The following is a 25,713-nucleotide window of genomic DNA, read 5'->3' as shown; positions in this document are numbered from 1 at the left end:
TCTCAACTTCTTTTCGGCATCAATTTCGCATAGGAAAATGTAAGCTTTATGGGAACGCAGGAACAGTTCTGTGAAACATGTGGGGCGGCCAATGATGTGTCGGCGCGCTTCTGTCAATACTGTGCCGCCCCACTTCCTTTTAAACATACGACCGGAGCACTGCCAGATCACACGCTGCTCAACGGTCGTTATCAGCTTGAAACACGCATTGGTCAGGGCGGTATGGGAGCCGTTTACAGGGCGGCCGATACCCGTTTTAATAATCGTTCCATCGCCGTCAAGGAGATGAGTCGGGCGGGGCTCTCCCCTGCCAGCATCGCGGAGGCAGAGGCCGCCTTCGAGCGTGAATCACACTTACTGGCAGATCTACTTCATCCCAATCTGCCCCGTATCTATGATCACTTCACCGAAGATGAACGCTCCTACCTGGTGATGGATTTTATTGAGGGTCAGACCCTCGAGGAGTACCTGGAGCAACATGGCAATGGTCCCCAGCCCCTGGAACAGGTCTTAAACTGGGGTGAGCAGATATGCGATGTACTAAGCTATCTCCATAACCACCAGCCGCCGATCATTTTCCGTGATCTCAAACCATCGAATGTGATGCTGGATGAGAACGGACACCTCTATCTGATCGACTTCGGCATCGCGCGCGTATTTAAGCCGGGGCAATCACACGATACGGTCGCCCTGGGCTCGCCAGGCTATGCCGCGCCTGAACAATACGGGAAGGCACAGAGTACGCCGCGTTCGGATATCTATAGCCTGGGCGCCCTGCTGCACTGCCTGCTGACGGGCATAGATCCCAGCGAGCAGCCATTTTTCTTTCGGCCGGCCAGGCAGGTGAATCCCAGCATACCAGTCGAGATGGAAGAGTTGCTCCAGCAGATGCTGCAGATGACGGCGGATCAACGACCGGCCAGCGCCCAGGAGGTCAAGAATGTGCTGCGGCACATTGAGCAGCAGCGCATCAGCGGCACCCTCAATCAGGCGGCCCCGAGCACCGTGGCGTCCACACCGACCAGCAGCAATCCCTATCTCAAAGAGGCCTACCGGCTCTATACGCAGCGCAGGCTCAATGACGCGCTGGCGCAGTATGATCGCGCCTTGAAACTGGATGATCGCAATGCGATCGCCTGGCAGGGACGAGGTCTCACGCAGGCCCTCAACGGGCAGCACCGCGAGGCCCTGGCCTCCTTCGAACAGGCGTTAAAGCTCGATCCCAACCTGGTCATCGCCCTCAATGGGAAAGGGACCGCCCTGAACATGCTGCACCGCAACCAGGAAGCGCTGGACGTTTTTGATCGCGCCATCCTGATGGAGAAAGACAATGTGATTGCCTGGAACGGCAAGGGCGCGGTCCTCAGCGCGCTAGGACAGCCAGAGCAGGCGCTGACGGCCTTTGATGTCGCCCTGCACTACGATCCTCAGATGGCCCAGGCATGGGGCAACAAGGGACTGGTCTTGCGCCAACTGCGCAACTATCCAGATGCGCTACGGGCCTTTGAGAAGGCGTTGTCACTGGATCGCAATTCGGTCGTGTACTGGAACGGCAAAGGACTGGTACTCAGCGAAATGGGGCGTTATCCCGAGGCGATGCAGGCCTACCATGAGGTGCTGAGCCGCGATCCCAATTATGCTCCCACCAAGTGTGGCATCGGCGATATCCTCTATGCACAGCACAAGTTGCGCGGCGCATTAGATCAATATGATCAGGCACTAAAGAACGATCGGCATTTCGTAAAAGCCTGGGAGCGGCGCGCCATTGTACTGGCCGACATGGGCAATTTCAATAAAGCCCTGGAATCGTATGAAGAGGCTTTGAAGCTGGACCAGCGCTACGCGCCCGCCTGGAATGGCAAGGCCAGCGCGCTCTGCCAGCTTGGACGCTACGACCAGGCGCTGGACGCCTATAGCAAGGCCCTACTGATCAATGCCAACGTGCCACAGGCCTGGAACGGCAAAGGCAACGCCTACTATCACCTGGGCAACTATACCATGGCCCTTGATGCCTATGAGCGGGCGCTACGGCTCAATCCTCGCATGGCGACGGCCCAGCATAATAAATCGCTGGTACTCAAGCAATTGCAGCGCTATGAAGAGGCCCTGGCGGCGGCGGAAGAAGCGATTCGCCTGATGCCAGCTGATCCCGACAACTGGCTGCGCAAAACGGAGGCGCTCAAAAAATTGCATCGCCGGCGAGAGGCACGCGCGGCTGAAGCAGAGGTCGCGCGCCTGCGTGGTGATGCGTAAAAATTGGGACAAGTTTGATACCCACGATAGCAGCGCAAATGGCGGGTGCAAGTGCGCCCGCCATAACAAGGGCAAGAGCAAATCGGGGAGGGAAGAGAAACGCTGATTTGCTTAGCGCAAGCTTTTCGCGGACTGATCATAGACCCGGATGCTGTTATCATCATCATTGTAGTGCGATACAACATCAGAGCCAAAATTCACGGAAGAGGAACCGCGCAGCATCTCGAAGCCAGCGACACGCATGGTAGCAGGTGGATCGACAGCCAGCACCACATCCTTTACCGTGCCCAGTTCGCGATCCTTAACACCTATGATCTTACGGGAGAGCAGTTGCTGTCCGCGCCCCAGGGGAGGGAGAGCCCGTGCCAGCATCTGCGCGTTACGAATCGTCACCCGATTTTTCTCAATCGCTATGATTCCGGTCACAGGCAAAGAGAGGTCGCCATGCAGACGCGTGCGCACGCACAGCGCGTAGATAGCGTTTGAGCCTTCCTTAAAAAAGAAATCTTCCACCTTTCCCAGCGACTTACCTTCGCCGGGGACAACAACATCCAGATTATACAACTCTGACCATTTACGTATGGCCTGATTATTTTCCATACCAAGCTCCTCAAAATCAGATCTATCAAAATGAAATCTCTTATTAAGAATAATCTAGTCCAATCTTATCACTTTTCCCAGGTCCCCAAAAGAGAGACATTACCCGGTGGCAAGGGAAGAACAGGTGCGTGGGGTACACAGCGGCTCGCCGCTGTGTACCCCACGCACCTGTTCTTCCCTTGCCACCGGGTATTTCTTAAGGCGGTATACCCGCCGCACACACACTGCTACGTCTTGCACGTATCTCTTGATTACTTTTATACTGGGGTGAATAAACAGGGAGGCAAGCAACATTGTCCGATGAGACAAAGCAGATAAGCGGCGATACAAAAACTATTCCTGTACTACGCTCGATGAGCCGCTTAAAGGAGCTCCAACATAATCCACTGGAGTTCCTGTCGGGGTTGACGGCGGAATTTGGGGATATCGTACAGATCAAGTTATTTTTCTGGCCGGTCATCATTATCAATCATCCGGATTACATCAAGCGTGTTCTGCAGGAGAACTATCGCAACTACGATAAAAACGTGCCCATCTTCAATTTATTTCGGCCGATCCTGGGCAATGGCCTGGTAACAAATTATGGTGGCGAGAGCTGGCTACGCCAGCGGCGTTTGATGCAGCCGGCCTTCCACCGCCAGCGTACAGCCGCGCTGGGAACCATCATTACGGAGGCGACCGGGCAGCTGCTGGCGGATTGGGAGGGTCCGGCCGCCAGGGGAGAGGCCGTGGACGTGGCCGATGCTATGATGCACCTGACCCTGAATATTGTCGGTCGCTCCCTCTTCGGCATCGATATCACGGGTCAAACCCATACATTTGGCAAAGCTTTTTCCGATGCGAATGCCTTTCTATTGGAATATTTTAATCGGCCATTCCCTCCTTTGAGCGTACCCACTCCACGTCACCGCCGCTTCCATCGCGATGTGCGCTCCCTGGACAAGGTGGTCTATGAGATTGTGCAGCAGCGACGCGCCAGCCAGGAGGCGCACGAGGATCTGCTAGCAATGTTGATCGAGGCTCGCGATGAGGAGACCGGTGAGGGCATGAACGACCAGCAGCTGCGGGATGAGGTGATGACGCTGCTGATCGCTGGTCATGAGACCGTCGCCAATGCGCTGGCCTGGGCCTGGTATCTGCTCGCGCGGCACCCGGAGGTTGAGCAGAAGCTGCAGGCTGAACTGGCACAGGTGCTGGCGGGCCGTCCACCGACCATAGAAGATCTGCCCGAGCTATTCTACACGCGCATGGTCTTTGAGGAAGCCATGCGGCTCTATCCCCCGGTCTGGATTATCATGCGCAAGTCCCTGGCGGAGGATACGCTGGGTGGCTATCCCATTCCGGCCCAGACCTATATCGCCTGGAGTACGTACGCTATGCACCGCCATCCAGAGTTCTGGGAGCGGCCGGAAGAGTTTTATCCAGAGCACTTCACGGCCGAACAGGTAGCCACACGGCCACGACACGCCTATATTCCCTTCAGCCATGGACCGCGCATCTGTATCGGCAACACGTTCGCGCTCACCGAGGCCCGGCTGGTGCTGGCCACCATCGTGCAACGCTACAGCATGAAGCTGGTCCCAGACCATCCCGTCACGCCCAATCCGCTGATGACCCTGAGTCCGCGCCAGGGCATTCGGGTGTATTTACAGGCCAGGTAAAGACTGGCCTGACAACGATTACAGTACGTTCTGCTTGAGCCACCTGGGATCTGGCTTAGCAAAGGGACCCACTTCGTACAGATCGTCTTTGTTCCAGAGCATCTGGGTGGTGGCGGCCGTGGTCGCTACGATCAGCCAGATGAACAGGGTACCCAGCGACAGGGCAACGCGTGTATCTTTCAGGCGGAAGATAGCCACGAAGCCACTGGCAATGGTAAACAGGAGAAAGAAAGCGGTCAGCACGAAGGCATTGATAGGGGAACGCAGGCTAAAGTAAGCGGCGTTAAAGGCCACGTACTCCAGCCAGGTCACCGCCTGCAAGGACAGGAAAGTCTTGCGTCCAGGAGTCTTCTGCGGCATGTTGAGTACGCGCAACGTACCATAAATAACACTGATATTATTGATGGTCCAGGCGGGCGCAAAGAACCAGGAAGGTGGTGTAATCTTCACCTGCTTCAGGTTTTTGAAGTAGGAGGTATCGCCAAAGATCGTTTCGCGTGCATTGCTGCCCTTATTGCCACTGAATACGCTCACCATGGCCGAAGTCGCGAATGTGAGCACCTGTATAATCAGATAGAAGGCCAGTCCATGGTACCAGCGCCAACGAGGGGTAATCCTTGTCGCCGCCGCCAGCTTATCTTCAATATCTTTAATAGGTCTGATCCTTACAGACATAATGGAGTCTCCTTGCGCAAACCGATATATATATACTTTTCTGGTATACGTTTTGGCAGAATGAAACATCTACAACAAGGGACGCTATTCCTGTAAGGAATGGATATAGCTCAAGAATGAAATAGGGTTGTGTGTGCAGGATGCGCATACAACCCTATTTCATTCTTGAGGCAAGTTAAGACATGTGGAAGGTGTGGAAGAGGAAGGCGAGGATGTCTGCTTCCTCTTCGATGATTTTGGCGGTGGGCTTGCCCATGCCATGACCCGCCTTCATTTCGACGCGGAGGAGGATGGGGGACTCGCCCGCGTGGGCGGCCTGGAGCGTGGCGGCGAACTTACGCGCATGGGCTGGTACGACACGGTCATCGGTATCAGCGGTCATGATCAGGGTTGGCGGATAAGCGGTTCCCGGCCGAACGTTATGGAGTGGTGAATAGGCATACAGAAAAGCAAATTGTTCGGGATTATGCTCGGCATCGCCATATTCGCCGATCCAATAGCGCCCGACGGTAAAGCGGTGGTAGCGCAACATATCGATGACTGGCACGCGGCAGATAACAGCTCCATACAGATCGGGACGCTGCACCAGGCACGCAGCCACCAGAAGGCCACCATTGCTCCCACCCATGATAGAGATGCGCGATGGCTGCGTATAGTTGTTCTCCACCAGCCATTCGGCGGCGGAGATAAAGTCATCGAAGACATTCTGCTTTTTCTCCAGCATGCCCGCCTCGTGCCACTGCTCCCCATATTCGCTACCACCGCGCAGATTGGCGACAGCGTAAATTCCCCCGTGTTCTATCCAGACCAGCGGCGTCACGCCAAAGGTTGGCGTCAGGCTGATATCAAAACCGCCATAGCCATACATCAGGACAGGATTATTGCCGTCCAGCGCCAGTCCCTTCTTATGCGTCAGGAACATGGGCACGCGCGTCCCGTCTTTGGATGTATAGAAGACCTGCGTCGTTTCATAGCCAGCAGGATCAAAGCTGGCCTGCGATTGACGCAGGGGATAGAGCGTATTGCAAACGAAGTCGTAGCGGAAAACCGTCGAGGGAAAGAGGAAGGACGTAAAGGTGATAAACAGTTCGTCGCCATCGGGCTCACCCGAGAGATCAATGATTGAGCCCAGCGTTGGCAGGGCCAGTTGCTGCTGCAGGCTCCCATCCTTGCTATAGAGCTTGATCTCGTGATGGGCATCATGCATGTAGGCGATGACAAATTGCTGGTTAACGATCTGCGCGAACGCTATCACATCATCTTGCTCGGCAATCAGCTCACGCCAGTTTTCGCGAACCGGATTGGCGCTATCGATCGCGATGATCCGGCCTTTGGGCGCATTCAGGTTGGTCTGAATATAGAAAATGGGGCCATCATTACCGATCAGATCGTAGCTGGCATCCGCCTCATCCAATAAGCGAACAAAGGGGGTGGAGCTCTCAACCTCGCGATAATAGAGGCGGTTACGTGGCTCGGTGCCATTCCACACCGTCAGAAATAGATATTTGCCATCATCGGTAATCGAAGGCGTGAAGCTGAGTTCCTTGGCCTCGGGCCGCTCAAAGATCAGCTGATCCTCCGACTGCGGTGTATTGATCGCATGCCAGTAGACCTTGCTGAACTTACTCTGGTCCTCTTCAGCCACGGTACCTGGCTCAGGCAAACGATTATAAAAGAAGCCAGAATTGTCATGTTTCCAGGCAATGCCACTGAACTTGCACCAGTGGATCACCTCATTAAAGTCCACCCCGCTATCCACCTGGCGAATATGGATCTCCTGCCAATCGCTCCCACTATTGGAGGTTCCATAGGCCAGCAAGGTACCATCATGACTGAAAACCTGGTTGGTCAACGAGACCGTACCGTCCGTACTCAAGCTATTGGGATCAAGCACGACCCGCTCGTCAGATTCGAGCGACGACTGCATATACAACACGCTCTGATTCTGCAGGCCGCTGTTTCTGGAGAAATAGTAGCGTCCCCCTCTTTTAAGGGGTGCGGAAAATTTGGGATAATTATACAGCTCAATGTAACGCGCCCTGATCTGCTCAAGGTCGGGCAACTTATCCAGATAAGCACGCGCCAGTGCGTGCTGCTGCTCCACCCAGGACTGTGTCTGCGCCGACTTCTCATCCTCTAGCCAGCGATAGGGATCAGCAACACGAGTACCGTGGTAGTCTTCAATCGTCTCATCGCGACGTGTGGTAGGAAAATTCAACTGCAGGCTCCTTTGAATACTTTTGAATACTATAGAGGACAATAAACGACGTTGTTTATGCTTGCTCAATCGATGGCGGCTGCAGCAGCGAATGAGCAAAATTCGCTACCAGCGTCTGCACCTCTGGTAGATGCTGCTTAAAGAAATGGTCCGCGCCCTCCAATGTCACCAGGCGCTTGGGAGCTGAAACGTGTTCAAACCATTCTACCGCCAAATTATATGGTGCCAGTTCGTCGGCGGTACCATGAATAAAGAGCTTGGGTTTATAACATTGGGCCAGGGTCTCACCACTGGCGAACATCCGCGCCGGCACCCCAAGGCCAATCATTCCCGTTACCCGATCATCGGCGCAGGCAACGCGCAGACCAACATATGAGCCAAACGAGAAGCCCGCGATAATCACCGGCACGCCCGGATAGCGACGGCTCATAAATTCCAGCGCGTAGCGCACATCATCCATCTCACCTCGCCCCTCGTCATATGTTCCGGTACTATGGCCTACGCCGCGAAAGTTAAAACGCAAAGCGGGCACATTTATCAATTGCAGCGCCTGCGCCACCTTAAACACGACCTTATTGTGCATTGTCCCGCCACCAAGGGGGTGAGGATGACAGATGACGCCGACGAAATCGGGGGCAACGCCCTCTTCCTCAGGCTTTAAAATACCTTCCAGATAACCGGTAGGAGTAGGTATATTCACATGCAACACTTGATTCCCAGCCATAATAATTCCTATTCTTTGCTCTTAATATATAATTCTTATCCTATTTTATCGTACCTGCATATCCGTTGCCTGTGCATGCTATTATACAGAGCCATTTAAAAGGCTTTTTTGCCGCCTTCGGAGGCGGGAGGTAAGGATGAGAGCGGGGACACCCCGCACCCCGCAAGGGGCTAGCTGCCCCTTGACCTCGCTGTGCCCTACTTTTCAATAGCCCTGACTATCATATATACGCTCTATCCAGGCTTATCAGATGTCTTGCCGTGGACGCGTCAATTCACGCGATGTCTGCATAACCGACATTACACAGCGCACCACCAGCACGATGCTCATCAAGAATAGTACCGCCAGCAGGCCGATAATCACCAGTTTGGCTGTGCGATCCACCAGCACAGCCAGCAAGACAACCAGGGCCAGTAGAGCGGCAAAAACAATGTTATTCAAACCAAATAAGATTAATATCTGCCGATGCCAGGTGATAGATTTTCCTTCAGCGCGTGCGCGTGCCAGAGCTTTGCGGCCCGCGCGAATATTCATAATACCCACCACGATCAGCACCGCCACACAGATCGCCGCGAAAATAATGCCAGCCAGAGCCGCCACCCCGAGCTCTATCATAAAAGCCTCCAAAAATCGCAATCATGGATGTGCTATTGCACCTTGTTCCCATACTATAACACGTCTTCAAAAGATGCAGGAGGAATCCCCATGCTTCTCCAACACGCTCCCTATAGATTATCGTCAGAGTCAATAAATACTATGTTCATCCGATAGTAAAGTAATAATGCAGCCACACCTCAATGGCCTGTGAGCACCGCGGGTGCCCAGATATTTGTTTTATATTGCTGTGGCAGGACGCAGCTAAGAGGTTATTATATGGAGACATATGGATTACATCAATATCCGGGCAGGCTTTTTATTGTTGAAGGGGTAGATGGCTCGGGAAAGAGCACGCAGATCGCCCTGCTGCGGCAGTGGCTGATCAGCGAGGGCTACACTGTCTTCTTTAGCGAATGGAACTCTTCACCACTGGTCAAAAAAACGACCAGCCGGGGCAAGAAAAAGCAGTTGTTGACCCCCACCACCTTCAGCCTAATTCACGCCACCGATTTCGCCGATCGTACAGAACACGACATCATTCCTCCCCTTAAAGCTGGAGCAATCGTGCTGGCGGACCGCTATATATACACGGCGTTCGCGCGCGATGTGGCGCGCAACGTCGATCGCACATGGGTGCGCGAACTCTACCAGTTCGCGGTCAAACCAACCTGCGCCTTCTATTTCCGCGTTCCCCTGGAGGTCTCTCTCAGCCGCATCCTGACCGGTCGTAGCGAGCTCAAATATTATGAAGCGGGCATGGATCTTGGCTTGAGCAGCGATATCCGGCAAAGCTTTACTCTTTTTCAGCAACGCATCGTCCACGAATACGAAGCCATGATCGATGAGTTCGGCCTTACCGTTATGGACGCGACCCTACCCATTCCAGAACAGCAGCGTCGGATGCGCAGACTGGTCCTTCCGCACCTGGAAGGTGTACGTCGGCTGCGCCCTCCCTTACCCGAGCAAGAATTGGAGAATATCGCCCGCCGGGCCGAAATCTTGCGCGGTCGCAATGACTGAGAAACGTTATGATCACGATAGAGGATACACAGACCATGACAGCATTAGATTTTTATGGCATAGATGCCATTGGCCTGCGTGCACAAAAAGAGATTCTACCAGGGCGACTGATTGTGATTGAGGGAACGGATGGTGTGGGGCGCAGCACCTTGATTCAGGTGCTGAGACCATGGCTGGAGAGCAGCGGCTACGCCGTCGTCGATAGCGAGACTACACGCTCCGAACTGGCGGGGAGCGGGCTTAAAGATGCCAAGGAGGGCAACACGCTTGGCCCGATTACATTAAACTTATTTTACGCCACAGACTTCATCGATCGCTTCGAAAACCAGATCATCCCCGCCCTGCGAGCCGGCTTTATCGTCCTGACTGATCGCTACATCTACTCTCTGATGGCCCGCGCCCTGGTGCGAGGGGCCGACACCCGCTGGTTGCGCTCCATCTATGGGCTAGCCCTCAAGCCCGATGCCATCTTCTACCTGCGCGTCGAACTCGAAGATCTCATTCCCCGCATCCTCCAGGGGCGAGGCTTCGACTACTGGGAATCCGGCATGGATATGCGCCTGGGCAATGATCTGTTCGAAAGTTTTGTGTGCTACCAGAAGTTAATGCTCTCAGAATACGACAAGATGGCCAGTGAATACCACTTCGAAGTGATTGATGCCACCGGCACCCCCGAAAAGATCGCCGCCCAACTCAAACAAAAAATACTTCCCCTCCTTCCTAATGGATAAGTAGGGCTCATGAAATAAAACAGGTGTTGTGCGCGGGAGGGGCTGTCCGCCCCTCCTGCCGGGGTTTGGGGTGTCCCCAAGATTTCTCCCTCTCCCCCTTCCCGCCGCAGGCGGGAACATTCAGCGCATTGCCAGGCTTTTTAAAGCATTTTTACTAAAAATCGCACCAACCCTTGCTTAAAGGTGCTATAAGATGTTATACTGACACAGGAAAAATTTTTGTTATAACCCACAATTGCCTGATCTATCATACATAACAGTTGAGCGATAGCCCCGTCTGTCTGTGGCTATCCCCTGGAGTGTGAAGCGGGCGTTGTTCGGGCAAAGGAGGTGAGGGACATGGACGCTGGCCCTAGTCATAGTAGGTGTGCCTATTACAGAAAGACCAGTGCATACCTGCTTTCAGGACTGTTCTTCTCCTCATCGAGTAAAGCGATTGGATTCCTTCATCATTGATCCTCCGGGGTTGACTTAAACCCCCTCTTACTCGATGAGACAGACATCGCCCCCATAGATGTGACTGATGTCGAGTAAGAAGAAGAACACTCCATTTTTGCCAGTAAGTCCTTACGCTGCTTGCAGCATCCCCAGCAATTACAGCGCATCGTCGAAATGCATCACGCAAGCTCAGTTGATTGTATCACCATGCATTTCGAAAACCGCTGTGTGCCATATCATCGCTGATGGTATGGCTTGATGGACTATGCCTGTGTACCCCGCGCGTGCCTGCGCGCACAAGGTACACTACTTAACCCTGTTTACTTGCAAAAAAGGTGGTGATACCTATGATTTTTTTAAGCGCTTTACTCCATAAGAGCATTTACGACGCAGATCATCGCCGCATTGGCTCCCTGCGGGACATCTGTGTAACCCTGAACGAGACATTTCCGGTGGTGACCGCGCTGGTGGTTCATCCAGCCAGTGGCAGCGAGCGCCTGATTATCCCCTGGTCTCAGGTGCAGAGCATTGAGACCACCCCTGTTCAGTTGACGGTACTCGAGCCGCAGATACAGTCCTATGAGCCCGATTCCGCCGAGATCCTGTTGAAGCGCGATATCCTGGACAAGCAGATCGTCGATACCCAGGGCTTTCGCGTGGTAAAGGTGAATGATTTAAAGCTGGCACAGATCAAAAAGACGGCCCGCCTGGTGGGCGTCGATATTGGATTGAGCGGACTGCTGCGCCGCCTGGGTTGGCAGCCCGCCATCGATATGCTTGGTCGTGTGACGCCACTCCAGATGGCCGAGCGCACCGTCACCTGGAATTATGTTGAGCCGATCCAGTTCGTCAGCTCGAGCACCAGCCAGCTGGCGGCGGTAGGAGCGGGGGCCGCCAGCGTTGGCGCCGTGGGCGTCGTACCCAAGGTGCAACTGAATGTGAGCCACAACAAACTATCCGAGCTTCATCCGGCCGATATCGCCGACATCCTCGAACAACTGGACCTGGAAGAGGCGGGTGCTATGCTGGAACGCCTGGATGATGAGACCGCGGCCGACACGCTGAACGAGGTTGAGTATCCATTGCAATCCGAGCTGTTGACAGAGCTGGGACCCGATCGCGCCTCCGATCTTTTGGAGCGCCTGGCACCGGACGATGCCGCCGATATTCTGGCCGACATGCCAGCGGGCGAGGCCGAACGCCTGCTCAACCTGATGCCGATCAATGAATCCCAGCCTATTCGCGATCTCCTGCGCTATGGAGGTGAGACCGCCGGTGGTATCATGACCACGGAAGTCCTGGCCCAGCCGGTGGATGCGACCGTCGAAGAGGTACTGGTCTACCTGCGCCAGCATTCGGAACACCTGGATATGGTTTACTACCTCTATATTGTCGACGAAGAGCAACACTTGATCGGTGTGGCCTCGTTGCGTCAGATTGTAACCGCCGAGCCCAACACGCGCATGGGCGCTTTGATGGACCAGGATATCATCAAGGTGCAGATCGATACCGACCAGGAAGAGGTGGCACGCGTCATCGCCAAATACGACCTGCTCGGCGTGCCCGTGGTGGACGCCGATAACCGTCTCAAAGGCATGGTAACGGTGGACGATGTCATCGACGTCATCCACGAAGAGCAGGCCGAGGACGTCTCGGAAATCACCGGTACCGATGTAGAGGAGCATGAGTCCGACGAGGGCTCACGTCGCCGCAGCACCATCAGCCGCTCCTCATGGCTGGCCTTGAATGTAGTGATCGGTTTTTTTATCGCCATGATCATCTCCAGCGCCTTTCAGCCGGTGCTGGGGAACGCCAGCGCGCTAAGCCTGCTCGACGGGGCTCCAATGCCGAATCTGAACCTGCACCTGGCCCTGAGTGGCGTGCTCTGCCTGATTCCCATGCTGCTGCTGACCACGGTGGCAGCCGGATCGCAGGCCCTGGGCATTGCCGGCTGGGAGATGCGCACCAAACGCGGCCGCGACTTCTTCCGCACCCTCTGGCGTGAAACGCTCCATGGCACCATGGGGGGCATCCTGACCACCATCCTGGTCTTCGTCCTCTCCTGGCTACTCTATCGCTCACTTTTACTGAGCGTTGCCGTCAGTCTGAGCTTCGGTTTCACCCTGCTGATCGCCGCACTTTGCGGACTGGCACTACCCAACATCTTACAGCGTGTACGCCTGCGCGGCAGCCTGATCGCAGCCCCACTGCTCAATCCGGTCATCGCCATTGCCAGTTTAAGCGTATTCCTCGCTACGAGCCTGGCGCTCATCAATAAATTTGTCGGATAAGCGCCAAATTGACGGCAAAAAGTATTGACGAAGCGCGGCAAATAGTATATATTACCAGTGTTCCGAGCGAACAATCTTCCTCGATAGCTCAATGGTAGAGCAATCGGCTGTTAACCGATGGGTTATAGGTTCGAGTCCTATTCGAGGAGCTACTACAAAAAAGGCCACCGTCTGGTGGCCTTTTTTCGTGTTACTTATGTTATTTTTGTTAGTAGGGGACCATCTCCCCGATGCTCTTTTCCTTTTTTACCGGGTATAACATGCCCTTTTGTTTCCCCGCCTGCGGCGGGAAAGGGGGGAGAAGGGGATTTTGGGGACACCCCCAAACCCCGGCAGGAGGGGCTGACCGCCCCTACTGCACCTCCCCGCTTTTTACCAGCTTTATTTATTAAAGATCATAGGGGCGAACGTAAGGGGTACAAGAAGGCGGCTAGCCCTCCTGCACCCCTGAATGAGGCACAAGGATATATTATGTTGAATGCAGACCGCACCGATATCGATTTCAGGGTACTCTCCAGGAGTATGCTAGAGGCCACACCGCTGCCAACCTTTGTGATTGATCGCAACGGTGAGATCCTTTATTGCAATCAAAGAGGGCTCAACCTCTACGCCCCCACACAATGGAAACCGGGCCTCTGTCTAAACCAGGTCATTCGCAACCAGGCCATCATCCAGCTGGTCCAGAGCAGTATCGCCAGCAACACACAGCAGAAGGGACAGTTTGAGCAAGGCAACTCGGATATCGCCTGGAAAGTCTCGGTCTCCCCTGTAGCCCACCAGCAGCACTTCACGGGCTATGAGTATCGCTACTTCGCCATCATTATCGAGGACATGACCGAGGCGCGGCATATCGAACGTGTTCAACGCGACTTTATCGCCAATATTTCGCATGAATTGCGCACTCCCCTGACCTCCGTTCGCCTGCTGGCCGAAACGCTGGAAGACACCATCGATACCGATCCCGAAAAAGCCCAGGAGTTTGTTGAAAAGATCGAAAACGAGGTCAACTATCTGAGCGAGCTCGTGGCCGAACTGCTGGAGCTATCACGCATCGAGTCGGGACAGACCTCGATGAGCATCGAGCCTGTCGGGGCCGAGCAACTGGTACGAGAGGTCATGGCACGCATGCTCCCACTGGCTCAGCGCCACCGTGTACAACTGATGACAGATATCCAGCAAGGAGAGACACTGGTCGCCGCCGACAGCAAGCAGATTACGCGCGTACTGGTAAACCTGGTGCACAATGCCATCAAGTTCACCGCCTCTGGTGGGCAGATCATCATCGGCACCGCACTACAAAACGACCGCCACGCCCAGCGCTTCTTTGTCAAAGACACCGGAGTCGGCATTCGAGCCGAAGAGCTCTCGCGCATCTTTGAACGCTTCTACAAAACTGATCGCGCCCGGGCTAAGCCCGGCTATATTGGTCCCGGGGGTGGTGGCACGGGTCTGGGCCTGGCCATTGCGCGCCACGTCGTAGAGACGCACGGTGGCCGCATCACCGCCCAGAGCACCGTCGGCGAAGGCAGCGTCTTCACCTTCACCCTCCCCGTCGCCAACGAGTAATCTAATAATCTCTGTGTCAGCAGGAAAAGTTCGGCCGCGCTGCGCGGCCGAACTTTTCCTGCTGACACAGAGATTAAAATTTAAGACAATCTTTACGAGATTTCCGTTGCCAAATGCCGCAACTGTATGGTACATTGCCTAGCATCAACTTCATTAACGGCAGAAAGTTGATCTAGAATACGTTTACTTCGTAAGTAGATATGATATGGTTAGAGTCAGCGTAAGATGAGCATCATGAAGCGCAGTAGGTTGCAATAGTACTTGCTCTTGTGTATTGACATAATGTCAGGTACAATGGGATGGTAGTGGGACGAGAGAGAGAGGACACATATATGAGCAAACTCGTTATGGTTATTGATGATTCTGCAACGGTTCGAAAGATAGTGGAGACCTGCCTCAGACGCGAGGGATTTGATGTCAAAAGTTTCCCCGATGGCGTTGAGGCGATGCGCTGGCTCACAGAGCCGGAGGCGCGCATTCCAGACCTGGTTATTTTAGATATCGGTCTCCCGAAAATGGATGGGTATGAAGTTGCCCGGCGTCTCAAAACAAAACCCCAATTTAGCAGTACAGTCATCGTCATGCTCTCGCGCCGTGATGGAATGATCGATAAGCTCAAAGGCCGCCTTGCCGGGGCGAAGGATTACCTGACCAAGCCATTCAAAACCCAGGATCTCATCGCCGTTATCGAGTCTCATCTGGGCACGCCCGCCCCGAATTAGCACTAGAAATAGCAGCCATTATGAGTCAACGTCCAGCTCTGTCAGCCACTATACTCAGAGGCAGCCATGCACAGCATCTTGAACAAATGAGTGATCAGGATTTCTGGAAGTATGCGCAGCAACTGGCACAGACACCTCAACGACCCACGTCACAAACTGAAGAGTACGTAAAGTGCGCGTTTGAGGCGGGCCATGCGTTAATTCCACTGGCTGTTCTACGGGAGATATTGCCCACGACTCGTTATCCTGCTCAGTTGCCCGCTTCTCCCCACTGGATGCTGGGAATTGCGGCCTGGCGCGGGGAGCCCATCGCCGTTATCGATCTGGCTGCATACCTGGCACAGCAGCCAACCGATCTTCCTGGGCGCTCTGTACTGCTGATCGCCCAACTGGCGGATATTACCCTGGGCCTGGCTACCACTATCAGCGACGTACCCGCATCTTTCGTCAGCGAACAGGATCAGGCCAGCAATAGTATGGTGAAAGAGGATTGGCTTCTACCCGAACATAGTGTACAAGGGGCACATGCCGGTATGCCTATACTACAGTTACCCGCGATCATGAGTGATATAGTTCAACAACTTCGTATATCGCATGAGTGAAGAATTTTCATTTGAAGAAAATGAGCTGACAACTGAAGATCTGGCCGTCTTGAAAGCCTTCGACGCCATAGAGAGTTGGCCCACCAAGGATGGCAAAGACGGCGACTCGGCCGACGATGAGCATCAGAAAGAGAGTGCGGCTGAAGACGAAGCGGAGATGCTCGTCATCTTTCTGGAAGAGGCAACAGAAGACATTGCCAGGATGAGCCAGGCGGCCCGGCAGCTAACGCAAGAAAAACAGTTCGCGGCCACCCGCTTCAGGGTTTTCCAGCGCGCAGGCCACAAGCTGCGCGGCACCGCCGCAGCCGTTGGCTATCTCATTATGTCTACGGCCGCTGAGCATATCGAGATCATCGCGGAACAGGTATTGAACGAAAAGATCAAACCTGACACTGGCCTGGAGGCGATCACCCAGGCTATTTCTGTATTGGAAGGCTGTCAGAGCTACCTGGCGGAAGAAGGACAGGAACCAGACAAGCCTGAGCTCATCACCGCGCTCGAGGCAACCTATCAGCGCCTGGGCATTGTCCTGACAGGGGTTCCCCCCAATAATACGGCGGCGCTCCCGGCTCAACAAGAGGATATCAGCAACAAGGTGACGATCCCTCTGGAGCTAACAGGCGCCTTTCAATCTATCATAGATCAGGCGCCGATCGCTCAGCCAGCTGGTCAATTTGAAGCTGCCTATCAGCCAGTTGAGAGCTATCCTCTTTTCGTGCACATTGAGAACCGGCGCTTTGAAAAACTGCTCCACCATACAGGTCAACTCATAGAGATGCATGCCGAGCTGGAGAGCGCGCAACGCGATGTGAAAGCCGCGCTGCAGGCTCAGCAGGCGGCCCAAAATCGGCTCATACAGCTGGAGCAATCCTTCACCAACGTGATTCGGCAGAAACCCACCACACAGGTACAGGATGAGACGTCCTCCTCGTTGATCGCGCGCATCCTCAGCGATACCTACCAGGAGAGGCCGCACAGTCGCCGCTATCGCAGTCGTCCACCCGCACAACCGCTATCCGCGGAAGAAAGCTGGGATGAACTGGATCTAGAACACTATTCGGAGCAGGATCTGTTGCTGCAGGAGTTACGTGAGGCCATCAACCAGGTGACTGTCTGCAGCGCGCGCGTCAATACCGCCAGCACCGCCTTGCAGATCGTGCAGCAAGAATATATGGCGCGCGCCACCGTTGTGCGTGACGATACCCAGGTGATGCGCCTGACCCCGCTTTCTACCCTGGTTCCACGGCTGCGCACTGTCATTGCCGCCAGCGCCCTGGCGCAACAATATAAAGTGGAGTTTGACGTCAGTGGCGACGCGTTAGAGATCGACCAGGAGATCCTGGAAACGCTCTCTCCACCATTGCTACACATGCTGCAGACATGTATCTCCGACACCTCTGTCATTCAAGGAGAGCAGACGGAAACGTATCATATCTGGCTGCATGCGCACGCCAGGGGGAACGACATCACTCTGGAGATCGGATTCTCCATGCCGGTCCTGGGAGGAACGCTGGAGATCCTGAGGAGGCCGCTACAAAGGCTAAACGGCACCATCAACCTGCAGCGCAACAGTTCCGGTGGTGTCAGCTTCCATCTCGCGCTCCCCCGGTCGCGCGGGACCGTCCGCTGCCTGCTCGTAGGCTGTGGAGAACAGCAATTTATTGTTCCGATGACGCAGGTGCAGCGCGTCAGCCTACATAAACAGGAGCAACTCGACCAGAGCTACCGGCTGAAAGATTTGTTGACTTTAAGCGGGGAAGAAGCATCCGCCTCACCCGAGAATGAGGCCCGACCGATCCTGATCATTCAATCGGCAAGCAATAAAGTGGTAGGCATCGTAGTAGACGAGATCCTGAGCGAGCAAGACCTGACGGTCAAGCCGCTTCCATCTTATCTGCGGCGTCCCGGCATCGCCGAATCGGCCATCACCGGTCAGGGCAATACATTGCTGATGCTCGATCCTGGGGAGCTGATCCGGAACTATCTGCAGCGCGTCACGCCGCGCAACGGCCAGAGATCAGGATCCACCAATGGCGGCGATGATCAACAGAAAAAGAACAATCGAACGCCGAAGGTCCTGGTAGCCGACGACTCAGCCTACCTGCGACAGGCGGTACTCCACACGCTGAAGCAAGGCAAATATGAGATATTCGAGGCCAGGGACGGAATGGAGACAATCGAGCAGCTGCTGGAAAACACGCCCGATATCGTCCTGCTCGATATCGAGATGCCCAACCTCAATGGCTATGATGTGCTGAACATCATGCGCGAATACCCTGAATTGGCCCATGTAAAAACGATTATGTTAACCTCACGCACCTCGGATAAACACATCCAGCGGGCGCAGGAACTGGGCGCGCTGGCGTACCTGGTCAAACCATGTCCACAGACCACCTTGCTCAATACGATCAAGAGCCTGCTGGGAGAGAATACGGGCAAGCAGGCCAGGGCCCGCTCACAAAAGTCATAAACACAAAACAGATGGGCCCGCTTCCGAGGGGGAAGCGGGCCCATCTGTTTTGCTTGACTTGATGCGCAGGTTGACTAGCGATAGGATGCTGGCGCGGCCTCGATAGCGCCAGTCTCAATCATAATCTCACGCAACTGCTTGGCATCAATGACCTCATTGGTGCGCAACGCCTGCGCGATGCGGTCGAGCGTAACGTGATGCTCCGTCAAGAGGTTAACGGCGCGCTCGTAGGCTCGTTTGACGATACGATTGACCTCTTCATCGATTAAGGTCGCCGTCTTCTCGCTATATTCGCGAGAATTACTGGCCAGGGCGGTACCCGCGAAGGGATCTTCGCGCTCACTGAAGGAGATGGTACCCAGGCGATCGCTCATGCCCCACTTGGTAACCATCTGACGAGCGATCGCGGTAACGCGTTGCAGGTCATTTTCGGCCCCCGTCGTGATATGGCCAATCGCCACCTGTTCAGCCGCGCGACCACCCAGGGCCGTCACCAGCTGGGCCTCCAGGTAATCCTGGGCATAATTGTAGCGATCATCCAGTGGCGTATACTGGGTCACGCCCAGCGCCTGACCACGCGGCACGATCGTCACCTTGGTCACGGGATCGACATATTCGGTCAGCAAACCGGTAAGGGCGTGGCCGCCTTCGTGATAGGCGATCACATTCAGATCTTCGTCGCTCAGAATCAGTGGACGCTCGGCACCGATCTGGATCTTATCCAGCGACTCCAGGAAACAGTTCTGGGTCACATAATCCAGATTGCGGCGGGCCGCCAGCAGGGCGGCTTCGTTGACCAGGTTGGCCAGGTCGGCACCTACCATGCCAGGGGTAGAGCGCGCGACCGCCAGCAGATCAACATCCTTGGCCAGCGGAACCGTACGGGTATGGATCTTCAAGATCGACAGGCGACCATTCCAGTCGGGACGGTCCACAGTCACACGGCGATCAAAACGGCCCGGGCGCAACAGCGCTTTATCCAATCCATCAGGACGGTTGGTGGCGGCCAGCACAACCACGGCCTGGCGCGCATCGAAGCCATCCATCTCCACCAGCAACTGGTTCAGGGTCTGCTCACGCTCGTCATTGCTATTGATGCTGGAGCCACGCTGGCGACCGACGGCATCGATCTCGTCGATAAAGATGATGCTGGGGGAAGCCTTCTTGGCCTGTTCAAACAGGTCACGCACACGACTGGCACCAACACCGACCAGCACCTCGACAAACTCGGAGCCCGACATCGAGAAGAAGGGGACGCCAGCCTCGCCAGCCACGGCACGCGCCAGCAAGGTTTTACCAGTTCCCGGAGGGCCCACCAGCAACACACCACGTGGGATCAAACCACCCAGGCGCTGGAACTTCTGGGGCGTCTTCAGGTATTCAACCACTTCCACCAGGTCGTTCTTCGCCTCATCAACGCCCGCCACGTCCCCAAAGGTGGTGGAAGGGCGATCTTCCAGGATCAACTTCGCCCGGCTCTTCCCAAAGCTGAAGATATTCTGCTGGCTCTGGGTGGCGCGGCGCATGATCAAAAAGAAGACACCAATGACTAATATCCATGGCGCGAGATTGAGCAAGATATACAGCAGATTATTGTCTGGCACAGGTTTGGCCTGATACGTTACATGGTATTGCTGCAACAACTTGATTAACGTCGGATCGCCGTCGGGCAACGTCATAAAATGGAATTTATTGCTTGTTTTTTGATCGACCGTAATAGCATTTTTGAATTGGCCGGTCGCATCCTGGCCCTGGAACGTGACCGATTCGACATTGCCACTCTTAATCTGCTGATAGAATGTACTGTACGGGACCTCAATCGTATCGGACGATACCACACCGTTATCAGAGGTAAACATCCTGAACAGGTAGAAACCGATGATCACCACGACCGCAATCACGATAACGCGGAAGAGGATCGAAGAGCCGTTTCCACCTGAATTATTGTTACTACTCCCGTTCCCACCAGTATCGGGCCGCCTGGGAGAGCGGGGACCCTGGTCGTTGGGATTCTGGTACATATATGTAGCCTGAGCATCCATCGGTTCAGACCTGCTTTCTGCATCTGTCAAAGCATCCTGAGAGGATGCCCTTAATAGATTTCGGGTATTGAACACGTTATAATTTTCTCCATATTACACGCATAACGATCTTTCGTCTACTACTATTGGCCCTGGTCTGCCGGTTACTAGCGCCTGTAAACGAGGCTGCATAGCATGTCCGTCACATGCAATAGGAGAACGAAATTTTGAAAGATACGCAATAGATACGTTTCAAAATAGTGGCGGGTTACATTGCTGGGCATGGCTAACATATTCCATTTTATCAATCAAGCGATCAAAAAAAGAGCCATCGCCTTTGTAATGTGACGCCGCACAATCGCATTTCGTATACGATGGTAGCAGCAAACCTTTATAACCATTTCTCCACACTACCTATCCCTACTAGATATTATACAATTACCCATCCCCATGTGTAGTATGCCTGCTCACATCAGTCAGCGCAAAAATGTTCTGAACGCAGCCCCGACCCGGAAAACAGGGAATTGGGAAGATCATCAGGATAGGAGGAGAAGGGAGGGTGACTATAGGGGGATAAGGGAACAGTGTTCCCTCCTCAGATAGAACACGATGCGCGACTGTGCGCCCCGTGTTCTTGATGCGAGAAGCAACGCGTCAGGATAGAAAGATACTATATAAGGTATACCGGGTAAGCGCCTTAGCGCTCGTAGTAGAGAATACGACCACAGTTGGTGCATGTCTGCACCTCAGGGCTGATGCGCACCTGTTGCATTTCGCTGGGTGTGAGAATGACACGACACCACTGGCAGGAGTTCTCATCAATTTTAGAGACGGCTCGCCCCTGCTTTGTGCGCCGCATGGTTTCATAACGCTTGAGCATGGCTTCATTGATCCTGGAAGCGAGGGATTGGCGCTGCTCCTGAAGCTGCTGGAAACGCGCATCGGCCTGTTCACGACGCGCCTGGAGGGCGGCGTTTTCCTGCTTCCAATGCTCTTCCGCTTCCTGTAATGCGACCGCTTTGCGCTGAGCGGCCTCCTTGAGCGACTCGGCCGTATCCATGACTTCTAACAAATGTTCTTCCTGGCGGTTCTGTTGGGCGCGCAGGTACTGTACTTCTTGCTGAAGCATCTGTAGCTCTTTTCCATTTTGGATCGAGCCACTATAGAGACGACGCTCCTGGTTTCCAAGGCGCTGGCCGGTATCTTCCAGCGACCATTCGGCATCCTGCTGGGCCTGCTGACCAGTGAGCAGTTGTTGCTGTGCAGTGTCATACTCCGCGCGTAACTTTCGTAGTGTGGCACTACCTTGCAAGGAGGTGGAGATCGATTGTTTCTCAGCTATGACGCGATCCAGTTCCAGATCGATCATTTGTAGCTGATGCAGTACCGCTGTCACCTGTGATGTGCTCATGGGTAAAGGGCTCCTCCTTATCAAAGCCAACGATGTGCTAAAAGAATATTCCTATCATTGTACAGTTTTCCGTCATCCACAGCAATAGTTAAGGTGTACACAAGTGCAATTTGTTAACATATTTTTTGCGTTCCTTTCACATGTTCTTCACAGAAGGTCGGTATACTAAAGTCAAATTTCTACCTTTTTTGTAGAGCTGGCGCCCTTCTTTTACCTTTTTAGAGGAGATTTTTGGTGGTGAGCGGTGCCGCCCTTCGGGCGGCACCGCAGGGAAAGAAGAGGAGTTGGGGGCACAGCCCCCAAACCCCCAGTCAAGGGGCTCGCCGCCCCTTGCATCCCCGCTCCATAGGTTCGGCCCTCGCAGCCGATTTCCGAATGGGGCGTTCCGTAGGTTCGGCCCTCGCGGCCGATTTCCGGATGGGATGCTCCGTAGGTTCGGCCCTCGCGGCCGATTTCCGGATGGGATGCTCCGTAGGTTCGGCCCTCGCGGCCGATTTCCTGTTGTCCTCGCGCCACGATAGGACAAACAAGGGATCGTCACCTCCTTTCAAGGGCTTGCCGCCTTTGTGATGAGGTCGGGGCAGGCTCACAACCAGGGCGGCGTAAAATCATCGAGGGTGAGGGGGTTGGCTTGTAAATCGCATTAAGATATGAATAGGGTGACCTGTAATATTGTGTTGTTATGAGGAGATTGGGATGCAGATTATTCGCTGGCATGGTCAAAGCTCTCCACAGGAACGGGAGATACGTGCAAAGATGCAGCAGCAGGGTTTAAGGCCATATTCCTGGTCCAATGGGCCTGGCGATGTTTATTCTCCACATACCCATAGCTATGAGAAGGTGTTGTATTGTATACGGGGCTCGATCCGCTTCATTCTGCCCGATCAGTTGGATGCGGCCGGCAACGCGGTCTATGTTGATCTGGAGCCGGGCGATTGTATGGTGTTGCCAGCCGGGGTGCGGCATAGCGCCCAGGTGAGCGATAAAGGGGTGACATGTATGGAGGCGGCACGCCATGTTCTGCCGTTGGCAAAAAACACGAATTACGCGGTGTAAGCCGGGGCGAGCCCGGCACCTATGGGCGAGCCGACATGTATGGGGGTTGAGTCCTCTCATCGGTGGATCAATGCATAAAACCCACCATATGGGGACATCTGTGATATACTCTAAAATCAACACACCACTCAAATGAACCAGAGGTAGGAAAGAAACCCATGCACGCACCAGAGCGCCGTGAGGCCATCATTGTTCTCGATTACGGCTCCCAGTATAGCCGCTTGATTACGCGTCGTATTCGCGAATGCCATGTCTATAGTGAACTTGTTCCCGCCAATACCACCCTGGAACAGCTACAGAGGAATGAGCACCTCGATATTAAAGGCTTTATCTTCTCTGGTGGACCTTCCAGCGTGTATGATGTGGATGCCCCTTCGTGCGATCCCGCTATTCTCAAGAGCGGACTACCGGTGCTGGGCATTTGCTATGGTATGCAGCTATTGGCCCAGAGCCTGGGTGGACATGTGGCACCCTCAAATGGATTGCGCGAATACGGGCCCGCGACCATCGAGGTATTGACCGAGGCCGCCGCTGATCGCGAGAGCTTCCGTATTTTTGAGGGTCTCAAAGCCTCACCGCAGCAGACCGATGATTTAGATACACCCGAGGGCCAATCGCTGCGCCTGCCGGTCTGGATGAGCCATGGTGATAGCGTGGATAGGTTGCCCGAGGGGTTTCGCGTCCTGGCCTATACCGAGAGCAATCCGGTGGCCGCCATCGGCCACCCCCAGGGCTACATCGGCCTGCAGTTCCATCCCGAGGTCACCCATACGCCGCAGGGAAAAGAGATCATTCGCAATTTCCTCTTCCGCGTCTGCGGCTGCGAAGCCAACTGGACTCCCGGCCATGTGATCGATGAGGCCGTTGAGATGATTCGGCAGCAGGTCGGTGATGAGCGCGTCATCTGTGGCCTCTCCGGCGGCGTCGATTCGGCGGTGGCCGCGCTGCTCATTCATAAAGCCATCGGCGATCAATTGACCTGTATCTTCGTAGATACCGGGCTGCTGCGCGCCGGCGAGCGCGAACAGGTGGTGGATACCTTTGGCAACCATATGCACATTCCACTGGTGGTGGTGGATGCGCGCCAGCGTTTCCTGGATCGCCTGGCCAACGTCGTTGATCCAGAGCAGAAGCGCAAGATTATCGGCGGCGAGTTCATCAGTGTCTTTGAAGATGAGGCTGTACGCCTGGCGGAAAAACAGGGCAATATTGCCTTCCTGGCGCAGGGAACACTCTACCCCGATGTAATCGAGAGCACGAGCCATGATACGGCCAGTACCGCCAAGAGCATCAAGTCGCACCATAACGTAGGCGGCCTGCCGAAGGAGATGAAGCTGAAGCTGGTCGAGCCGCTGCGCATGCTATTTAAGGATGAGGTACGCGAGATCGGGGCCGCGCTCGGCCTGCCTGAAGATTGGGTCTGGCGCCATCCATTCCCGGGACCCGGCCTGGCTATTCGCATCATCGGGGCCGTGGATGAGCAGCGCCTCAATGTGCTGCGTGCCGCCGATAAGATCGTGATCGAGGAGATTCAGAAGGCCGGCATTTATCGTCAGCTGGGACAGGCCTTCGCCGTGCTTACCCCCATTCAAAGCGTGGGCGTGATGGGCGATTATCGTACCTACGCCAACCTGGTCGCTGTACGCGCCGTTACCACCGGAGACTTTATGACCGCCGACTGGGCCAGGCTCTCGCCCGAACTGCTCGGCCGCATCTCCAATCGCCTGGTCAACGAGGTGGCGGAGATCAATCGCGTGGTCTACGACATCACGTCCAAGCCGCCGGCAACCATTGAATGGGAATAGCTGAGGATCACATGCTCGAATTTGAAATTCTGGCACGGGGCCGCTGTCGGCCCCAGGATCTACATATCTCATACCAGCCTGATCAATTCCTGCGGTTCCCATCCGAGCTGCAGGAATGGATGGAGCGCTTCTGGCAGGAAAAATTGCGCCGGGCCCAACAACAAAACAGCCTGCTCTTCGACTCTCCCCTCTATCGCCTCATCTCGGTCCAGCAAGATAGCGAGCAGACCCTGCATCTAACACTGGGCCAGACCAGTTACAGAGAATACGTGGTCACGCGCAGCCAGGAATTCGCCGCCGGGCGTGCACGCGCAGAACTGGGCAATCCCTTATCCGTCTGCTCGGTCGTTGAGACCGCCGACGGTCACATCCTGCTGGATAAACGCCAGGGGGTGGACCTCTACGTTGGCCGCTATCATGTCATCGGTGGCTTTTTCGAGCGCGACATCGATATCGACGCGACAACACAGCAGCCCGATCCATTCGCCGCCATGCGGCGTGAGATCCGCGAGGAGACGGGCATCGGGGCGGACGATATCAGCGAACAGCTCTGCCTGGGACTCGTCTACGACGTGGTCACGCCCCATCCTGAGCTCTGCTTTCTTACGCGCCTGCACATCTCCCTGGAAGAAGTCAGGCAACGCAAGCCCGAGGACAGCGAGATAAAGACCCTCCACACCTGCCCCGGCGATGCCGCCAGTCTGGCTCAATTCATACTGCAACACCACGGTAATATCTCGGCCACCGGTGAGCCGAACCTGCTACTCTATGGACAGATGTGCTATGGAGACGATTGGCTCAACGCCATTACCTCATCAATTAGTAATTTGCCATCTCGCAAATAAAGATGCT

Annotated in this window: 19 protein-coding genes and 1 tRNA gene; 13 read left to right on the top strand and 7 right to left on the bottom strand. The window is 54.8% G+C overall.

All coding sequences use genetic code 11. The features are described from left to right. The first annotated feature begins 48 nt into the window (after positions 1 to 48). Complete coding sequence (locus tag AABA21_RS24850; RefSeq protein WP_338254413.1) at positions 49 to 2,253, top strand: tetratricopeptide repeat protein; 2,205 nt, start codon at positions 49 to 51, stop codon at positions 2,251 to 2,253. 111 nt (positions 2,254 to 2,364) lie between these two features. On the opposite strand, the gene AABA21_RS24845 is transcribed toward AABA21_RS24850, so the two are convergent. Continuing rightward, the gene (locus AABA21_RS24845) at positions 2,365 to 2,853 is read right to left on the bottom strand and encodes a PRC-barrel domain-containing protein (RefSeq protein WP_338254412.1); all 489 of its coding nucleotides are present in this window, start codon (positions 2,851 to 2,853) and stop codon (positions 2,365 to 2,367) included. A 293-nt stretch (positions 2,854 to 3,146) separates the two neighbouring features. On the opposite strand from AABA21_RS24845, the gene AABA21_RS24840 reads away from it, so the two are divergent. Further along, a complete protein-coding gene (locus AABA21_RS24840; protein WP_338254411.1) occupies positions 3,147 to 4,514 on the top strand; it encodes a cytochrome P450 in 1,368 nt (455 codons plus the stop codon). Positions 4,515 to 4,532: 18 nt separating this feature from the next. On the opposite strand, the gene AABA21_RS24835 is transcribed toward AABA21_RS24840, so the two are convergent. The 4 genes from AABA21_RS24835 to AABA21_RS24820 form a co-directional block, all read right to left on the bottom strand. Next, the gene (locus tag AABA21_RS24835) at positions 4,533 to 5,189 is read right to left on the bottom strand and encodes a tryptophan-rich sensory protein (protein ID WP_338254410.1); all 657 of its coding nucleotides are present in this window, start codon (positions 5,187 to 5,189) and stop codon (positions 4,533 to 4,535) included. A 175-nt stretch (positions 5,190 to 5,364) separates the two neighbouring features. After that, positions 5,365 to 7,407 (bottom strand): prolyl oligopeptidase family serine peptidase, encoded by a 2,043-nt coding sequence (locus AABA21_RS24830; RefSeq protein WP_338254408.1) that lies wholly within the window; start codon positions 7,405 to 7,407, stop codon positions 5,365 to 5,367. Between the two features lie 55 nt (positions 7,408 to 7,462). Next, positions 7,463 to 8,131, bottom strand: coding sequence for an alpha/beta hydrolase (locus tag AABA21_RS24825; RefSeq protein ID WP_338254406.1), 669 nt, complete (start codon positions 8,129 to 8,131; stop codon positions 7,463 to 7,465). Positions 8,132 to 8,377: 246 nt separating this feature from the next. Next, positions 8,378 to 8,746 carry a hypothetical protein gene (locus AABA21_RS24820; RefSeq protein ID WP_338254405.1) on the bottom strand — a complete coding sequence of 123 codons (369 nt, stop codon included), beginning with the start codon at positions 8,744 to 8,746 and terminating at the stop codon, positions 8,378 to 8,380. 258 nt (positions 8,747 to 9,004) lie between these two features. Here AABA21_RS24820 and AABA21_RS24815 point away from each other — a divergent pair, with 258 nt between their 5' ends. The 8 genes from AABA21_RS24815 to AABA21_RS24780 all read left to right on the top strand — a co-directional run bounded on the left by AABA21_RS24815 (position 9,005) and on the right by AABA21_RS24780 (position 18,568). Beyond that, entirely contained in the window at positions 9,005 to 9,748 is a 744-nt protein-coding gene (locus tag AABA21_RS24815; RefSeq protein ID WP_338254404.1) for a dTMP kinase, read from the top strand. Between the two features lie 35 nt (positions 9,749 to 9,783). After that, positions 9,784 to 10,479 carry a dTMP kinase gene (locus AABA21_RS24810; RefSeq protein WP_338254403.1) on the top strand — a complete coding sequence of 232 codons (696 nt, stop codon included), beginning with the start codon at positions 9,784 to 9,786 and terminating at the stop codon, positions 10,477 to 10,479. Positions 10,480 to 11,264: 785 nt separating this feature from the next. Beyond that, positions 11,265 to 13,208, top strand: coding sequence for a magnesium transporter (mgtE, locus tag AABA21_RS24805; RefSeq protein ID WP_338254402.1), 1,944 nt, complete (start codon positions 11,265 to 11,267; stop codon positions 13,206 to 13,208). Positions 13,209 to 13,285: 77 nt separating this feature from the next. Continuing rightward, positions 13,286 to 13,357, top strand: a tRNA-Asn gene (locus AABA21_RS24800). Between the two features lie 322 nt (positions 13,358 to 13,679). Continuing rightward, a complete protein-coding gene (locus tag AABA21_RS24795; protein WP_338254400.1) occupies positions 13,680 to 14,774 on the top strand; it encodes an ATP-binding protein in 1,095 nt (364 codons plus the stop codon). A gap of 332 nt (positions 14,775 to 15,106) precedes the next feature. Continuing rightward, the gene (locus AABA21_RS24790) at positions 15,107 to 15,496 is read left to right on the top strand and encodes a response regulator (RefSeq protein ID WP_338254399.1); all 390 of its coding nucleotides are present in this window, start codon (positions 15,107 to 15,109) and stop codon (positions 15,494 to 15,496) included. 20 nt (positions 15,497 to 15,516) lie between these two features. Continuing rightward, positions 15,517 to 16,098: a chemotaxis protein CheW gene (locus AABA21_RS24785; RefSeq protein ID WP_338254398.1), complete on the top strand. Its 582-nt coding sequence runs from the start codon at positions 15,517 to 15,519 to the stop codon at positions 16,096 to 16,098. Further along, on the top strand, positions 16,091 to 18,568 hold the full coding sequence (locus AABA21_RS24780) for an ATP-binding response regulator (RefSeq protein ID WP_338254396.1): 2,478 nt from the start codon (positions 16,091 to 16,093) through the stop codon (positions 18,566 to 18,568). Before AABA21_RS24785 ends, AABA21_RS24780 begins: the two co-directional genes overlap by 8 nt. Positions 18,569 to 18,642: 74 nt before the next feature. Here the strand turns inward: AABA21_RS24780 and ftsH are convergent, their stop codons facing one another. Further along, a complete protein-coding gene (gene ftsH / locus AABA21_RS24775; protein WP_338254394.1) occupies positions 18,643 to 20,610 on the bottom strand; it encodes an ATP-dependent zinc metalloprotease FtsH in 1,968 nt (655 codons plus the stop codon). Between the two features lie 676 nt (positions 20,611 to 21,286). Continuing rightward, on the bottom strand, positions 21,287 to 22,000 hold the full coding sequence (locus tag AABA21_RS24770) for a zinc ribbon domain-containing protein (protein WP_338254393.1): 714 nt from the start codon (positions 21,998 to 22,000) through the stop codon (positions 21,287 to 21,289). A gap of 696 nt (positions 22,001 to 22,696) precedes the next feature. On the opposite strand from AABA21_RS24770, the gene AABA21_RS24765 reads away from it, so the two are divergent. The 3 genes from AABA21_RS24765 (at position 22,697) to AABA21_RS24755 (ending at position 25,706) form a co-directional block, all read left to right on the top strand. Then, positions 22,697 to 23,056, top strand: a complete 360-nt coding sequence (locus AABA21_RS24765; protein WP_338254392.1) for a cupin domain-containing protein — start codon at positions 22,697 to 22,699, stop codon at positions 23,054 to 23,056. 158 nt (positions 23,057 to 23,214) lie between these two features. Next, positions 23,215 to 24,861 carry a glutamine-hydrolyzing GMP synthase gene (guaA, locus tag AABA21_RS24760; protein WP_338254391.1) on the top strand — a complete coding sequence of 549 codons (1,647 nt, stop codon included), beginning with the start codon at positions 23,215 to 23,217 and terminating at the stop codon, positions 24,859 to 24,861. Positions 24,862 to 24,872: 11 nt separating this feature from the next. Next, positions 24,873 to 25,706, top strand: coding sequence for an NUDIX domain-containing protein (locus tag AABA21_RS24755; RefSeq protein ID WP_338254389.1), 834 nt, complete (start codon positions 24,873 to 24,875; stop codon positions 25,704 to 25,706). The last annotated feature ends 7 nt before the right edge of the window (positions 25,707 to 25,713 follow it).

The organism is Dictyobacter halimunensis, from assembly GCF_036245075.1.
The sequence above is the reverse complement of the archived record's forward strand: the minus strand, read 5'-3'. Positions and strand labels throughout refer to the sequence as shown.